At 47.4% G+C, this 15762-nt stretch carries 15 protein-coding genes and 1 tRNA gene; 9 read left to right on the plus strand and 7 right to left on the minus strand.

All coding sequences use genetic code 11. The features are described 5' to 3' along the window. Positions 1-63: 63 nt before the first annotated feature. Positions 64-786 (minus strand): lysophospholipid acyltransferase family protein, encoded by a 723-nt coding sequence (locus AC3Y64_RS08820; RefSeq protein WP_489987133.1) that lies wholly within the window; start codon positions 784-786, stop codon positions 64-66. Between the two features lie 216 nt (positions 787-1002). After that, positions 1003-1692, minus strand: a complete 690-nt coding sequence (locus AC3Y64_RS08825) for a crotonase/enoyl-CoA hydratase family protein (protein ID WP_489987134.1) — start codon at positions 1690-1692, stop codon at positions 1003-1005. Positions 1693-1756: 64 nt separating this feature from the next. Between AC3Y64_RS08825 and AC3Y64_RS08830 the strand changes: the two genes are divergently transcribed. The 5 genes from AC3Y64_RS08830 (at position 1757) to AC3Y64_RS08850 (ending at position 6016) form a co-directional block, all read left to right on the plus strand. Continuing rightward, a complete protein-coding gene (locus AC3Y64_RS08830) occupies positions 1757-1993 on the plus strand; it encodes a hypothetical protein (protein WP_489987135.1) in 237 nt (78 codons plus the stop codon). Beyond that, a tRNA-Ser gene (locus tag AC3Y64_RS08835) sits at positions 1989-2078 on the plus strand. The genes AC3Y64_RS08830 and AC3Y64_RS08835 overlap by 5 nt, the downstream gene beginning before the upstream one ends. A 373-nt stretch (positions 2079-2451) precedes the next feature. Continuing rightward, positions 2452-3561 carry a nucleoid-associated protein gene (locus tag AC3Y64_RS08840; protein ID WP_489987136.1) on the plus strand — a complete coding sequence of 370 codons (1110 nt, stop codon included), beginning with the start codon at positions 2452-2454 and terminating at the stop codon, positions 3559-3561. Further along, entirely contained in the window at positions 3548-5023 is a 1476-nt protein-coding gene (locus AC3Y64_RS08845) for a hypothetical protein (protein WP_489987137.1), read from the plus strand. Before AC3Y64_RS08840 ends, AC3Y64_RS08845 begins: the two co-directional genes overlap by 14 nt. Before the next feature lie 348 nt (positions 5024-5371). Continuing rightward, entirely contained in the window at positions 5372-6016 is a 645-nt protein-coding gene (locus AC3Y64_RS08850; RefSeq protein WP_489987138.1) for a YagK/YfjJ domain-containing protein, read from the plus strand. Between the two features lie 173 nt (positions 6017-6189). Here AC3Y64_RS08850 and AC3Y64_RS08855 read toward each other — a convergent pair whose 3' ends face one another. Beyond that, positions 6190-7044: a TonB family protein gene (locus AC3Y64_RS08855; protein WP_489987139.1), complete on the minus strand. Its 855-nt coding sequence runs from the start codon at positions 7042-7044 to the stop codon at positions 6190-6192. A 2-nt stretch (positions 7045-7046) separates the two neighbouring features. After that, the gene (locus AC3Y64_RS08860) at positions 7047-7283 is read right to left on the minus strand and encodes a hypothetical protein (protein ID WP_197889978.1); all 237 of its coding nucleotides are present in this window, start codon (positions 7281-7283) and stop codon (positions 7047-7049) included. 126 nt (positions 7284-7409) lie between these two features. Between AC3Y64_RS08860 and AC3Y64_RS08865 the strand changes: the two genes are divergently transcribed. From AC3Y64_RS08865 to AC3Y64_RS08875, 3 genes are all read left to right on the plus strand, one after another. Beyond that, positions 7410-7661 carry a helix-turn-helix domain-containing protein gene (locus AC3Y64_RS08865; RefSeq protein WP_258711273.1) on the plus strand — a complete coding sequence of 84 codons (252 nt, stop codon included), beginning with the start codon at positions 7410-7412 and terminating at the stop codon, positions 7659-7661. 28 nt (positions 7662-7689) lie between these two features. Continuing rightward, positions 7690-7899: a hypothetical protein gene (locus AC3Y64_RS08870; RefSeq protein ID WP_258711274.1), complete on the plus strand. Its 210-nt coding sequence runs from the start codon at positions 7690-7692 to the stop codon at positions 7897-7899. A gap of 391 nt (positions 7900-8290) precedes the next feature. Next, positions 8291-8908, plus strand: a complete 618-nt coding sequence (locus tag AC3Y64_RS08875) for a recombinase family protein (protein ID WP_258711275.1) — start codon at positions 8291-8293, stop codon at positions 8906-8908. Between the two features lie 134 nt (positions 8909-9042). Here AC3Y64_RS08875 and AC3Y64_RS08880 read toward each other — a convergent pair whose 3' ends face one another. Beyond that, positions 9043-11181 carry an SEC-C metal-binding domain-containing protein gene (locus AC3Y64_RS08880; RefSeq protein ID WP_489987140.1) on the minus strand — a complete coding sequence of 713 codons (2139 nt, stop codon included), beginning with the start codon at positions 11179-11181 and terminating at the stop codon, positions 9043-9045. A gap of 108 nt (positions 11182-11289) precedes the next feature. Then, entirely contained in the window at positions 11290-12750 is a 1461-nt protein-coding gene (locus tag AC3Y64_RS08885) for a tyrosine-type recombinase/integrase (RefSeq protein ID WP_489987141.1), read from the minus strand. 380 nt (positions 12751-13130) lie between these two features. On the opposite strand from AC3Y64_RS08885, the gene AC3Y64_RS08890 reads away from it, so the two are divergent. Next, a complete protein-coding gene (locus tag AC3Y64_RS08890) occupies positions 13131-14426 on the plus strand; it encodes a hypothetical protein (protein ID WP_489987142.1) in 1296 nt (431 codons plus the stop codon). A 101-nt stretch (positions 14427-14527) separates the two neighbouring features. On the opposite strand, the gene AC3Y64_RS08895 is transcribed toward AC3Y64_RS08890, so the two are convergent. Then, positions 14528-15694: an Arm DNA-binding domain-containing protein gene (locus AC3Y64_RS08895; protein WP_489987143.1), complete on the minus strand. Its 1167-nt coding sequence runs from the start codon at positions 15692-15694 to the stop codon at positions 14528-14530. Between the last annotated feature and the right edge of the window lie 68 nt (positions 15695-15762).

Here is a 15762-nt window from a genome sequence, read left to right on the forward strand (position 1 = left end):
GAGTCAGTGAAATCTGCACAGTTCAGCGGGCAAAAGAAAACCCGCGCAGGGCGGGTTTCATTTTCAGGCGGCTTGCAGCTGCCTATCCATCGATTCGATGCACTCACGCATCTGCTCGCGGCACTGATCGATGAGCATGGGCATGTCGTCCATGGTCAATCCGGCGGTAGGAATGGCCGGCAGCGAGCGTATGAGAATTTTCCCACTGCGCCAGCGATTCAGGCGCATGTGTTTGATGTAGCTGCTGACACACACTGGAACGATCGGCACGCCGGCAGCAATCGCCATCTGGAACGCGCCCTTCTTGAATGGCAGCAGTTCTTCACCGAGATTGCGCGTGCCTTCCGGGAACACCCAGATCGACGTGTCCTCATTTTGCAAAGTATGGGTGGTGGTGAGCATCGACTGACGCGCCTTGTGCGCATTACCTCGGTCGATCAACACATTGCCCGCCAGCCAGAACAGTTGGCCGAACAGTGGCACCCATTTCAGGCTTTTCTTGCCGATGCATACGGTGCGGCGTGGCACGACGTTGCCGAATACGAACAGATCGTAGTTGGATTGGTGGTTGGCGATGATCACGCAGCTGTCGGGCTTGTTCATCAAGCCGCTGACGTCGGAATTCACGCGCAAACGCAAAATACACATCGCCGGCAAAGCGTAGAGGCGGGCGCATAAACGGCTGTTGTCCGGATTGAACGGACGGCAGATCCCGAGGATCACCCCCAGCACGCCTGCCAGAATAAAGTGCAGGCCCATCAATAACATACGAAACACGAACAGCATTTGCAGGCCCCACCGGGACAAAAGGTGGCGCAGTGTACGGATGTGCACTGTTTTCGGCAATTGCCGCTATAGAGTGCGGAGATAGGCGATGTTTAAGCGCATGTTTCAGGGTTGCTTGTCAGACCCGTCCTAGAGCCGCCACGGGTTTTTCAACCGAACGCGCAAGAAAAAGCCCGACTCGATGGTCGGGCTGTTCTTCGCCGCAGAGTTTGCGGATTAACCCAGATGTTCCTGATCCTGAACGATCGCATTGTCCAGGGTTTCCAGCAGCGCTTTGCGCACCTTCAGCTTGGTGTTCTTGTGCGCGAGCATGTTGATCTTCTTCAACTGACGTGCGGCCGCCAGAGCGGCGCCTTGCAGCTCCTCGGCAGATACCACTTTGTCGAGGAAGCCAGCGTCTACAGCGCTTTTCGGGTCGAACATCTCGCCATTGATCACCGAGCGGTGAAACGCCGAGCGACGCAGACGATCACGGGCCAACTCGATACCGGCGTGGTGCATGGTCATGCCGATCTGTACTTCGTTCAGACCGATGCTAAACGGGCCGTCGACGCCGATGCGATAGTCGGCGGACAACAGAAGAAAGGCACCCTTGGCCACGGCATGGCCCGGGCAAGCGACAATTACCGGGAACGGGTGAGAGAGCAGGCGACGCGCCAGAGTTGAACCGGCGGTAACCAGAGCCACGGCTTCTTTAGGGCCGGCCGTCATCACTTTCAGGTCATAGCCGCCGGACAGAATCCCTGGCTGACCAGTAATGATCACGATGGCACGATCAGTCACCGCCTGATCCAGCGCCGCGTTAAACGCCGCAATCACATCAGGAGAAATGGCATTGACCTTGCCATTGCTCAGGGTCAGGGTCGCGATACCGTCTTCGAGGTGGTAGGAAATCAACTCACTCATGACGCCATTCCTTGTAAGAAAGATGAGCAGACGTTACCCACCGCCGCAGGCCAGGTAAAGCGCCGTGACTGACTCGCCGGTCACCGTTTCCCCGCGTATCCGGCATGGCGCGCCGTTCTCCTTCTATATAGAAGGGCGGGCGTCCACCGAAGATTGGCCGGTTTGCCATGTCCCGTCAGCGGGCCAAACCACTTTTTCTCTTAACCGCATGAAAATTCTGAAAAAAAGTTTGCCATCGGAAAAGCTTTCGACTACATTAGCGCGCCTCGACAGACAGAACATGTTTGAAGAGATACGGTGAAGTGTCCGAGTGGCTTAAGGAGCACGCCTGGAAAGTGTGTATACAGGAAACTGTATCGAGAGTTCGAATCTCTCCTTCACCGCCACATTCCGAAAAGCCCCGCAATTCAATGAGTTGCGGGGCTTTTTCGTTTTGGGTTGTACTACTGTATTGTACCACTCGAAGGTGATTGATATCTCGGCGCTGGTGCGTCCCGCAATTTACCAATACGGTTGGGGTGGAGAGCGACAGGTTGGGGGGCATCTGATGGTCTGGCGATTGCAGCGTCGTTGCCGGTGTCCTGCTAGCACTGACTAGCACTGACTAGCACTGAGATGCGATGACCCCAATCGTTGCAGCGTGGCCTTGTCCAGTTTTTGATTCGGCTAGCGATGGAGTATCGGCGTCAAAACTTGTGGTGTGGCAAAACGAATCCGATCTAATATGGATTCAAATAGCCATTACAAGGATCTGTATTCGTGAGCTCAATTCCTGTCCTGCCTGCAACGCCACCTAATGATGGTTCTGGTGTCCCGGCAACTGCCACTCCCCCGGCACCTCTCACAATTTTCAATGCCGTAATACAAAAAGTTGACTGTAAAGGCAATGTGTTGGGAACGCCCTACTATCAGACAAGCGAAGAAGATATCCGGGTCTATCTCACCGGTCTGATTCGGGACTTGGTTAAAAATACTCGCAGCCAAAGCTTCAAATTCGCTGATGAAACTTGCGAGGTTAAAGAGCTTGTGAGTTTGTTGGCAACTGACGGCTTTCAATTGGCAGCGATGGAATTGAGTCAGCGGCTTCTTAACTGTGAAGTCGTAGTTCAGCAAAAAATGACAAACTTTACGAGTCTTCGAGAGGGTAGCTTGTTGTGTGCCCACTTTCAGCTTTCGGACAAAGAGTTCGTTATACTCGTAAAAATTGATCATGCTGGTTTTTTGAATGAAACTACCTTGCGTAAAACTTCGGGATTGCCAGAGAGGCAGCGAGCACAAAAGTGTGCAACTTTCTCCGTTGTGGATGGCGAGTTAGATGCCTCCGTTGTAATCAGTGATAGCAGTCCGGCAATTACAGAGTACTGGTGGAATGCTTATTTGTTGTTGGTTGCATTGTCCTCGCCGGAACGAAATACTCAGGCTGCGTTTAATGCTGTTGAAAAGCTTTTGAAGACTAAAGTTCAAACGAAGTCACCAAGCGATTACTGGACTTTACGGAATGCCGTCGTAAGCTACTTCACCACTCGCCCACAATGCATATTTCCAGATATGATTGATGAGGTGATAGGGGGTTACGTGCCTGATAGTGATGAGATTGTAATCTCTGATCTTGTTGAGGCTGCAAAGCTGTTACCGCAGAAAGACAAAGGATTTGACACGCATTTTGTTATAGTTCCAAAAATAATTTCTGCCAAAATAAAGAAACAGATTAAGCTTGCAGAAAACGTCGATTTGAGAATTATGGGTAAAGTTAATAACTTCAAGGATCTATTTGATACGGGTAATGACGGTCGGAAATATCTAAAGATATATTCGGATGAAGGTTACGACGCATTCCATCGGAAGGATGATGTCGATGATACTCAGTGAGATTGTTGAAGCTATAACAACTTCACGTGTCCATTTGGATACTAAAGAGACTGACAGGGAGGCAGTGTTAAGGTACAGAGTAAATGGTGTCGCGATTAACTGTGCAGAAGTTTTTTCAAGACTTCAAATGATTCACGCACGAGACAACTATTCTATATCAATAGCGCACGAAGGCACTGATCAAAACACCGTGTTAAGCGAAAAGGGCATGGACGCACTTCTCGAGTTTAATGAGCGGCTACAGTTGTGGTCGGAAACGGATGATGGAGTTGTAGGGGTATTAACTCTACGAATCACCAAGGCTGCAATAAAGAAATCTGTCACTATATATTCATTGGATTATTTTTCAATCTATCTGAAAGAAGGGGCAGTCGGCGAAGTACTGGGAAAGATTAATTCAATTAGTAACGCAGCGTACATTATCGAGTGTCAGGAAATTTCAGAAACTTACAGGACGGGGTTGTTTGTTTTCAAGCCTCTCTCACTGGAGACCTCGGTACCAGTTACCAATCCAGAGGTTGCATCAAAGGCCAGGCGAATAGAGCAGCGAGATAAAGTTTGCTCGATTTACGGTGGTGCACGTGATTTATATCTGCCGAATGACTTCAAATTTGATAGGGTTTTTTGTCATAAAGTGATTCAGGATGTTTTCCAAAAGCTGGAACTGCTTTATTCTTTGATAAGCCTCTCCGATATTTCAAAGTTTGAAGTGGACGGTACGCTTTCGATTGTGATGAAAGGTTACAGTAATGTTAAGCTTGAAATAAAGACCCTCGCAGATATTGATGTGTCCTCTGCAACTGACTTCTTCGAAATATTCGAGTGGGCGTATACTGATGGTAATATTGTTGACAAGATTGGTATAAGCAGAAATATCATTTCGATACATGCTGTAGATGACAACCTGTTTAGGTTGAAGGCAGGTTGTATTGAGTCTATAACTTCAAATTACATCATCTACTTGAAAGATAATTTGAAGCAGTATGTAGAAGTTAAGAACAAGCTTTCCGATCAGATTCAAAAGACCTCCGAGAAGGCCGCTGAAGTTGTAAAGTCGATTAATACATACCTGCGTGCGTCGATTTTCTCTGTGTATTCGTTTGTGTTTACTGTTTTTTTGGTGCGGACAATCGGTAAATCAGATGTTGGGCCGGTTTTTTCTAATGCTACATATTCTATTTTCATTCTGTTTGTTTTGGTTTCAATTTTGATTCTGATTTATGCGCTGTCGGAAACGAATGCAGAAATTCGAAGATTCAAAAATATGTATAGTTCGTTTCGTGAGCGCTATACGGATCTGATAACTAAAGAAGACCTTAATCGAATCTTCTCTAACGATAAGGACTTTGATCGGGATTTGAAATATATTCGCAAGTCGCGAAAAAAAGTTGTTTGTTTGTGGGTTATGTCGTTGTTGGTTATATTCGTGATTATCACTTTTGTAAAAATAAAATCTTACTGACTCTATCCTCTGTCGATTCTTCGTTTTTCAAGTCGATACCTTGGTCATGCTCATCCCCAGATATGGTGCAATGCTGTGCTGTCGGATGATGCCTGATTTTTATTTCGTTTGAATGTTTATCCTGTGATGGTCAAGCATTATCATTCATGGACAAACGCAGCAAAGCCCTCTTTTGTCAGACTGCAATCCCACCTGAAGCCCGCCAACAGCAATGCTTGGAATGCATACGGCTGCGTGTACCGTTGTAATATCAATCAGTGACACCCACAAAGCAGTGGGTAACATTTTATATATTATGATCATCATAATAATAATCAAGACAGACAGGAATCAAAACGAAAGATGAGAATGAAAGTAAGCTTTAACGATACGTTCAAAGGCATGAAGGTAAACGCTAATAAAAGCAAGGGTTACGGGGTGTATCCAGTAATTCTGGATAGAATGCTTGAACAACTTATCAACCTGCAAGAGTACCATTCTCGCGTTACGGTGGTGCGGTTGGATCTTCATTTCCCGGAAGGGCACGTAACCAACAATAAGCTGGAAAATACAACGCTCAGTCGATACATCAAAAGGTGTAAAGCTGATCTTGGTTCAAGTACTTGGGGCACCCATAAACGATTTGTTCATGGTTGGGTCAAGGAAGTGGGTGAGTCCGGTAAGTCGCATTACCATTTATTCTTCGCCTTCCAGACCCTGCAACTCAATTTGGGGCTGCTGTCGGGTCACGGGCATACCGGCGTATGGAAATTACTTGAAGATCGCTGGAGCGAGCTTGCAGGCGGCACTGTCCACTTCTCCAGGCAGCATCGTCTGACTCGGGGTAACCCTGAAGCTCTCGCGAACTGCTTCTACCACTTGAGTTATCTGGCAAAAGTCCGTGACAAACACTTTGGCACGGGTGACCCCCATCGTCGATTCGGTTTTTCGAAGTTACCACCCAAAGTTAAAGATAAAAAACCCACAATTTTGGAAGATCTAATGGCGGCCTAATGTTTTTGGTGCCTGCAAAGCCGCCTGTAAGCGCGCTGGGCAACTTTAAACTCACCGCCAATACGGACATGGCGGCTGCAACTGCGGTGCGCCTGTAATGGCTTGTAGGGGCTTTCGCTGATAGTGGTATTTGGCAGGGTAGTTTACTTTAGGCTAAAGTACCATAATTGCAACTACAAAGCCAAGTCATCCGGTGTGAACGTCATTTTGAATGAACGATATTTTTCCAATTCCTTTGGATTCATATCTTCCACCTCTGACAACGCTCCAATGTTTTGGATTGCAGACACTACAGAATTGTCGTAGTTCTTATCGCCACTTGATTTAGCAATATTGATTGACGTAAAAACTCCGTCAACACTCAACTTGATTTGCAATGTTACTGCAATGTTATTTGGTATAGAAGCAGGTCGTGCCCAGCCTTCAGAGGCCCTAGCCTTGATCAAGTCTTCAAAGTGTTCGGCTGCATCAATGCTGTTGTTCAGTTCTGGGGCGAGCTTGATTGATGCTATCGCTGACGGAAAGGCCAGACAATTCGTCAAATATACTCCCAGTCCAAACTCTGCCCTGCGACACTGGAAATACATTTGTTGATTTGTATTGAAATTCGCCGCGAATTCTAAGGCCGATTGAACTCCACCGACTTCAGCTTTGGCATTAACATTTTTCCACGGCCAAGCTTGGTACTTGTCCAAAAGAACTGTCACTGTGGTGTCTAGGCCTTGGTCAACGATAAAATATGTGCCACGGCCATCAACCACGACCTTGCTGATCCGTCCGTGGTAAATGCCCGGTTTACTGAATTGAATCTGTGCCTTTGCTTGATTTAGCCGAAATTCTTTGACGATCTGCTTGGTGTCTACAGCGGATCCAAAATGCCATCCAGTGGTATCTAGCATTTCTTGTAGGCGTTCACTGTAGAGGCTGGATGCCGCCGAATTCGCATCGTTTGGTTGAGCGGCCATCACCGGGTTCGATGCGCTTGTTATGGCGGCCACCAACAGCATGAGCTTTAAAGATCTGTTCATGTTCATCCCCGGCTCTGGTTGTCGGTGCACGTCGCGCTACGCAAACGTTGCATTGTGGAGGGGATGCTTAGCGCGAAGATGATTATGGCGAGGATGATGATCACGCTTCCGACAAGCACGCCGACACCAATCGCTTGGCGGAAGCTCAAGACGTATCCAAGCTCCATGGAAAAGATTCCGGCAAGACTGGCGATTGGCATACAGAGTGTTGCGAGAAACATTGAGAGGTATAGCTTCATATCTATTCCCTTGGTCAATAAGCGCCGACACTAGGCGAGTCGAGGCGTGCATTATCAGGATATCTGAAATTCAGATATCCGAAAATCAGATATACGTTTCTGGGCTGCTCAGACTGGACAGCCCTCATGCCAAAGGCCATTTATCGAAGTGAATACGAGGTGTTCTTGTCCTTGTTGCGGAGCCGGCGGACTGCTGCGGGGTTGACGCAAGTCGAGTGTTCGAAGGCAATGGGGCGCCCTCAATCGTTTATGAGTGATGTCGAAAGAGGGACGCGACGTCTGGACATCATTCAGATGCACGACCTTTGTAAGGTGCTGGGATGCGATCTTGTTGAGCTGGTTCAAGACTTCGTTTCCGGCATTCGTACCTCAGAATGACCGAGTACCGACCATCAAGGAGGATTACATGTCAGATCGTGATGAAGCTGTAGCCAACGCCATCGAGCTGTTGATGATGAATCAGAACGGGATCGGTGCTGCCGTTGAAGAGCTCGCCAAATGGGTCGCCGAACGAGGCTCGGTAGACGTTGCCGATAACGCTGTGACAGCGCTGCAAGCACTCGATTTGAATGCTGAAGGGATAGCAAGCGCAATCAGGGTACTGCGTCGGGAATAGCTAGAATGAAACGTCCTTCGATTAATGCCAACCTAGCAACTGGTAGAATCGGCAGTCTCTCGTCCACGCCAGAGTTTGTGCTGGATGACCGTTTATTGGTGTGGGCGAGATACCAGCCTCTGATAACCGGAATATTTCTGAATGTCACTATCTCAGTCATCACAATTTCGTCCAAGCACTTGAATCAAACGTCCATGACTCCCGTCTTGCCTTGATCCATACATCACTCTTTCACTGCAACGCACCTATCAGCTTCTATCGCTATCAAAAGAGTCTACTTTTCTGGTAGTTCGATAACGTTCGATTTCTATCTATCAAAAATCTATTGCAGATAGATATATGATCAAATTATCATATGTCTATCAAATTTTACTTTAAAGGATAATGAAAATTGAAAGCACATTTGTACCTTCGGGCTAGTACCAAGGACCAAGACGCACTAAGAGCTAAAGCTAGCTTGGATGCGTTCGTAACCAGCAAAGGCCTTGTCATTGCTGACGTGTACTCCGAAAACATCAGCGGAACAAGGCTAGACCGCCCAGAATTAATGCGATTGCTGGAAGCCGCCCAACCCGGTGAATGCGTCGTGTGTGAAAGTGTTGACCGCTTGAGCCGTCTATCACAATTCGATTGGGAAACACTGAAAGCCAAGATCAAAGCAAAGGGCTTACGCCTTGTGATCGCAGATTTACCTACCACTCACATGTTGATCGAAGACAAGGGCATGACCGGTCAGATCATGGAAGTAATCAACAGCATGCTGTTGGACCTCATGGCGACGATGGCTCGCCTTGACCAAGAAAAGCGAGTTGAACGGATCAAACAAGGATTGGAAAACAAGCGTCTAGCGGACCCGCATTGGGCACCAAAAGGAAAGGGGAGAAATGTCGAAAAGTGGGCAAAAGTACAAATGCTAATGTCTAAACACCCAACAATGTCAGCGGAAGATATTGCGAAACTCGCAGGAGTTGGCGTTGCAACAGTCTACCGAATCAAACGTGGAACCTAACCCCCCCCCATGCCGGGGGAGGTTGAATTCAGGCGGTACCATTTATCACTGGTAGCTGCTAGTGGGTACAAGTACCTTTTACTTTTCTACAGGACGCCTGAAATTTGTTCTCGATGGATAATAACTCACCTATCTCAGCGCCCCCATGTATCAATACAACAGTTTTTGAACTTTTTCCGACTGCCGCAGGGGCAAGATTCATTGCGTCCAATCTTCTTTAAATCGAATTTGAAATCACCAATTCTGCCCGTCCTCGTACCTTTTTTCAGGGGGATAGGATTCGATTCCATTAAGGAGGAATACTCCCATGCAAAATTAAATGTCAGAAAGAAACGCACTGTCAAACCATCAGGGGCGAAACAAATGCCGAACCATTTTTTTGCACGCTGCTGATACTTCCGGCGCAGACAGAAGTATTCAAGTTTTTTACGCGCACTATCATCTGATTCTTCGTTGCAGTGAATAGTGACGCCACCTCCTCGATATGCCATTACAGCATCGTGATGCATGCGATCCTGCCTAGATGCCTTGCATACTTCTTTAACTGCACTATTGAAATGAACAATAATGTCATGCCCCATATCAAGAAGCATGCAGCCAAGGTCTAATCCATCAACTGTTCCGTCTGATTCTATGGAGGAAATAAGATTGCCCCACGTGGTGTCTTTAAAATGCGTCATAACCCCAGGGGGTGTTGCCGTTCCCGGTAACCCTTCACGGCGAGTTAAAATTGCGCTTTCCAAATCTGCTGATACATCGTCCCCAAGTTGTAAAAGGTCAGCCTTGTCATCCACAAAAAGATTGTTCGTAAGATGATATGAAAGCACTGTTAATTCATGAGTCGCCATTATCCTGTTGTTGATCTTTGCTCTGCGTTCTAAATAGTCCATGAACCGCAGGGGCGTCTGAAGCATTTCACATAGCACATCCAAAAGAAACACATCCATCACAAAAGGGTGATCGATGATTTCTGTAGTCTTATACTTCAAAAAGTCGCGAGTTTGGTATGCCAAAGCGGGATAGTTTTCAGCCAGCAGGGTGCATATATGGATCTTCGAAATACTACCCCGAAGGGTCAGTTTTTTTCGATCCGCTCCTTGTAAATGGCAAGATGCGTCAAGCAATGCTTTCGCACACAGTTCGCCTTGGTCATATGCATCTTGGATAGCTGCTTTAAAATCACTTCGTAGGCGATTGTCATTACCTTTGCGAGCATCTATGGTTAATTTTTTTGCTTTGGCTTGAATTATAATAACTCTATCGGCATACACCACCAAAACGTCAATTTCCCCAATTAAGGTAGTGCCACGAAATACGTTAACGTTGAGGTGGACCTTATCGGTACCAAAAACTAGAGCCAGCCTTTCAGCAGCGAAATTCTCTGTAAAATCCCCTCTGTTTTTGTCGGCAATCTTTTTGTATTTTTGATCTTCAAGAAACCAGAAAAAAGGAGACTCATAGAAAGATTCATACACTGAGTACAGCATGAAGACGAGATATTTTTCGTCATCAACTTTTAATATTGGTTTGGCATTAAATGCATTGAAGTCACCCACGGCTTTAAAAGCTAAGTTGGTAGGGAAACTTTCTGATGCAAATGCTGAAAAAACAGATTGTATGACGCTAACAGGTATCGATGCGAATTTAGATAAATCCAAAAGTTCAACCATAAAGCATGGCAGGGCTGTCAACTCATCAGGGTCGGTATTTTCAAGTCCATCCATCCACTTTGCAATTTTATGGTTTTGGAATTCCGAAATTGCGGTAAAAACACTAACTGCTTCTTTTACGGTAAAACCTTTATTGTCATAAATCCATGAATTGTCAGCGGCATACCTCTTTCCCCCTAGATCACGGTATTGAGAAGCATATGCTGACTCCCCTCCATAAAAAATCGGTTCCCGCCAAGCAATGCCCAATCGTTCCGGTTTCTTCGACAAGCTAATGTTGTCGCGCCCCATTGTCATGTCTTTTATCATGAATTCATGAAGTTCGTTTAACAGAGTTTCTGTTTTGTCGATCATCAACTGCATAGCGTCGGGGCTTGGAAGCTTGCACGTGATTTCAGACTTTATCATCAGTCCGATCAAAGTCGACATTTCCGTTCTGATCAACCGCTCGGCTGTATGTAACTTCAATACATCTTCTAATAGAAGCGAATCATCAAAACTTATCGTGTTGTCGCGCCAGCAGAAATATGCAATAACGTGAACATACCCTGGTGAGCCACACAAGATTTGAAGGTCTTGAAAAACATGTTGTTCCGTTCTCATTGTTCTATTTCCTTTGTCTGTTACGCATAAAAGCACTCAACACCTTGTATAAGCTTTTCATGGAGGGGGCGCAGGTATTTCTCAGGGTTACTTCATGTGCTGGAGTGGTTATTTGTCAAGTGCCGTAAGTTTGGATATTGCGGCTAGCTTCTGTGCCGTACTCGAACCTTTCGAATAAACATCGTGCATTACTGACCCCGTTTCATGTCCTACCAACTCTTTCGCCAGATGCTCTGGTACGTCCCCCCGAATCAACTCGGTGATGACGGTATGGCGGAAGCTGTGGAATACGTGGAGCTTGCTAAATCCTGCTGCTGTACGCAGTCTGCCGAATGCCTTTGAGATTGCGTGTGAACGTTTGTCGTACTTGTCGCTTGATTCTGTGGGGATTAGGAAGTTGTCGATGCTGTCTTTGCAGAGGCGATCAACGATGGGCAACAAATTCGAATGAATTGGCACCACACGCTTGCTTGCCTTGCTCTTGCTCTTTGGGAAATCGAAGCACCGGATTCCATCAACGGTAATTACGCTGTTTTTGCTGAGGCGACATAACTCTTCGATTCTGGCCCCGGTGTACCAGCCGAACATGATGAGGTCCGAAAGTGGCTGATCTTTGTTGGCCAATGCTGCTTGTCGCAGCTTCAGAGCGTCATCGCGTGTGTAGATTTCTCGATCCTGCCCGGCTGTTTCAGAGCCCCCACCCTGTGGGAGATCGTGCCCCGTGAAGGGGTTGATCTTGTCCTTGTACTCTTCTCGCCACACGGCATCGTATTTCATTGCCCAATTCCAGAGCGCAGTGCCTGCCATGAGATGCTGACCTAACGTGGCTGGCGACCGATTCATTGATTTCAGCCATTCATCCACTGCGTCGAAGTTGAGCGGCAGTCCTTTTTCGTTGAGAAATTTGGATAGCCGCTCCATCCGGCTAACTTGCTGATCGATGTGTTTTGTGTTCGTGCTGCGCGCCTCCCTGAACTCGCGGAAGGCTTTCATTCGTGCTGTGGTGATGGGCGACCTAATTTTATGATTCGAAGGGTCCAAAAGCAGCTTGGTTACTTCTTCGAGTTGGGCATCAGGTAGGTTGAATTGGCGGCCAAGTATTTGTGGGATCATCGATTGAAATGTCTTGCTCATGTCATCCAACAATCGAACCTTGCCTGCCAGTCCCTCTTTTAGATGTTCTCGCACGTAAGACTCAAAGGCTGACACGAATTTCGGACTGCTTTTCATACGTGCTTCGATAGTTTGATTTAGTGGAGGCAGCGCTGAATCGGCAGCTCCGACTAGCGCAAGCTTTTGGTTCTTGAAAATCTGTCCAAGATTGGTGTCAAGCAATCTGATCTCGTCCTGCCAGCCCTCGGGTAGTGGTATACCGTCACGTGCCATCTTAATGCGAGCCTTCCACCCTGCAAGGATTGGTAGGCGGGCATCCATGGCCTCCTTACGGAGCCCCGTTTTCAGCGATTGGATCAACACTTTGACACCCAGCTTATGCTGGACATCAACCGGGACAGCCATCCGGACGTACCAAGTGGATTCACCTTTCTTCTGGATAAGATTGTCGGGCATGTGACTACCGTTGGAGGGAGATTTGGTGTAAATTGTACCACTTGATTGTACTACTATTCCGTCTGCATCCCTTGAAGTACGGGATTTTGTGAAGTTGGTGGTCGTTTGAATCGAATCTCTCCTTCACCGCCACATTTAGTAAACACGAACCCCTGATTTTCCTAGAGAAAGTCGGGGGTTTGTGGTTTTTGGTGTCTGGAAAATGGTGATATGGGAATGCCTAGGGAATTTTCCGGTGAGAGCGGTGCATGCCGCTTCGATTTCCTCAGGCTATGATGTGTGGTTTGTGATAGGGCATTTTTGTGCGGCGGTATCGTCAGCGCGAGACCATGTCAGGCGTGTGACGCACTAGGTCAATTTTGAACAAGGAAGAGCGCTGCATGAAGATGCTTGACGATATATGGGCTTCGATTTCTGGAAATGCTAAGACGAAGATAGATGATCCCTTTATTGGTGCGTTTATAGGGTCTTGGATTGTTTGTAATTGGAGTGGTTTAGCCACCTTGATATGGGGGGAAGGCAGCGCCTCTGAACGTATAGCCTTCTTTCATGACTATCTAACAAAAAGCCCGTGGTTAGCGCTTAACTCGATTGTAGTTTTGCCTGTGGTGTTTGCGGCATTTTATCTTTTCGTATTTCCTTGGGTGTCGCTGTTCTTCAAGCATTTGCAAAAAACTGTTAATGATCGGTTGCATCAGCAGGCAGTAAATGTTGAGTTGGATAAGGTTAAGCAGCAGGAGGATTTAAATAAGGCGAGGTTGAGGTCGAATCCAGATAAGCAGTTTTTAGAACAAATTGTCCAGTATGATATAGATAAGTCTAAAGAAGAGTTGGAGCTCCTGAAGCTGCAAACTGTCTTGACCCAAAAAAATGCCGAAGAGGCGACTGCCAATGCTCTTGCTGCAACTAGTAAAGCTAGTGTTATTCAGTTAGAGGAAGAGAGCAAGCAGCGGCAGGCGGATCTTGAAAGAGAGAAGTTTAATGTGGCGACTGCAAAGTTGCGATCTACTTTGGCGTCGCAGCAGTTTCCATCGGCCTTTGCGTTCATGTTATTGGTAGAGGAGAGCTTAAATGAGGATGGTATAAGAATCTCGCTTGATGCTAATGGCCGGATTGTGGCGACGATTTTTGGGTATGATAATTTTCTAGAATTGCTGGAAGACGAAAAATTCAATAATAAAACACTTTCAGAGGTAAAGTACGTTTTTTATAAGCCAGAGGAACTTGCTCAGAATCTCGAAAAAGTTGTTGTAAGTGAGCAGTCTGAAAATCCAGATTTTACTACCGAGTTGCTGTTTGATCACCTTCAGTCGATTTTTGATAAGCTTCCTTATAGGCTTTTAAGGGTAAATGATTTGGGAGAGGTCTGGGAAGAGTTTTTTGAAGAACATCAATATTCTATACTGCAGATGGAGGAGCTGTCTGGCACAATGGCTGAGTCAGACACTATATTTGATGAGATCGAGTTCGAAGGTATTTCAAATATAAAATCTGATGGTGATATTTCTGCGGAGATTGATATGTCCGCTAGCGGAAGTCACAGAACAGATCATGAAATTCCAGGGCAAGGTATGTCGATTTCGATGAGAGTTGTAAGCACTCCTCAAGTTGGAACTAAAGCTTTCGGAGCGTTTGAGATTATTTCTGTCGATAGTAGCCTCGATCAGTTTGATTGATGGTGTACCGTGTAAGCGCCTTCTCCTCCGTCTTTGGAAAGGCGCAGACACTCATGAATCAAAAATTTGGGAGCGAATTCAGTAGTCGTCTTCCTTGATGGCTAAAGCTTTAAAGCAATCTCCAAAATCCCCACAACATCCGGCCCATCCTCATTAATCCAAGTCCCATAATGCTGCCGAATCATATTCCCATTCGTATGCCCCATCTGCTCCGCGATCCAGTCAATTGAAGCCACCCCCGTCGTCAGTAACTGACTGGCATACGTATGCCGACACTGCCCCGGCCCCCGATACCGCACCCCAGCCGCATTCAGATGCGCCTTAAAAAACCGATCTCGCACCACAAAATCACTCACGTGCGGCAACCCACTTTTGCTGTTCACAAAAACAAAGCGCAGCGTGTGCTTGCGAACCGTCTTGTTATCCCGCTCAACAATTTCGACCGTCTCGGCTCTTTTCACTTTGTTGATCGCATCAATCCTGCGCAGCGCATCCCAAGCCGGCGCCAACAGCCGGACCCGCCGCGTTGACCGTCGAGTCTTCGTCACCCGATAAGCCCCGCGCACCTTCGATCGGCGGAACGTCACCGTCCCTTGCTCTAGATCGACATCCTCCCATGCCAGCGCTATCGTTTCTGAAACCCGCGGCCCTGCCCAAATCATGAACTGCACCATCAACACCTCTTGAGTGCGTGACGTTGGCGTTTCCAGGATCTGCTTGATCTCCGCTCGGGTGAACGGATCTGGCGCCTCAGGATCCGGCAGGCGCACGAACAAACCCTCAGTAGGATCGTGCGCGACCTTTTTCCGGGTGCGATACAGCCGAAACACCTGCCGCACATTGCAGATGATGTCGCGAATGGTCTTGTTCTTGAGTCGTTTCGAAAGCGTGTCCTGTACCCACTCCTGCAGGTCCAGATGATCGATCTGGTCGATCTGAACCTTGCCCCAGCGCGGTCGCACATGTACCTCAGCCTTGTTGGAGTAACCTCGGTAAGACGTTGCGGCAACGCTGTTGCTTTTGATCTTTAGCCACAGATCCAGGTAATGGCCGAAAGTGTTTTCTACCAGCTTGCCTGAGTCGGGAAAGTGCCGGCTGTAATCGAACGTTCCAGCCAGGATCTCGTATTCGATGATGTTCACCAGGCGCGCTGCATGCTCCCGGTTGGCCGCTGTGTTGCCTCCCGGGATGCGCTCCCGGCAGAGCTCGCCATTGAAACGAAAGTAGACCCGCACGGAATTCCCTCGGGCCTCTACGCCATCTGCCATATGCACCTCCTATGCTGTGTGTGCTGATCTCAGTCCTGACGCAACAACCAAAACAACCCAGCGCTCCG

This window comes from Pseudomonas sp. 4CAES_32.4, assembly GCF_058136335.1.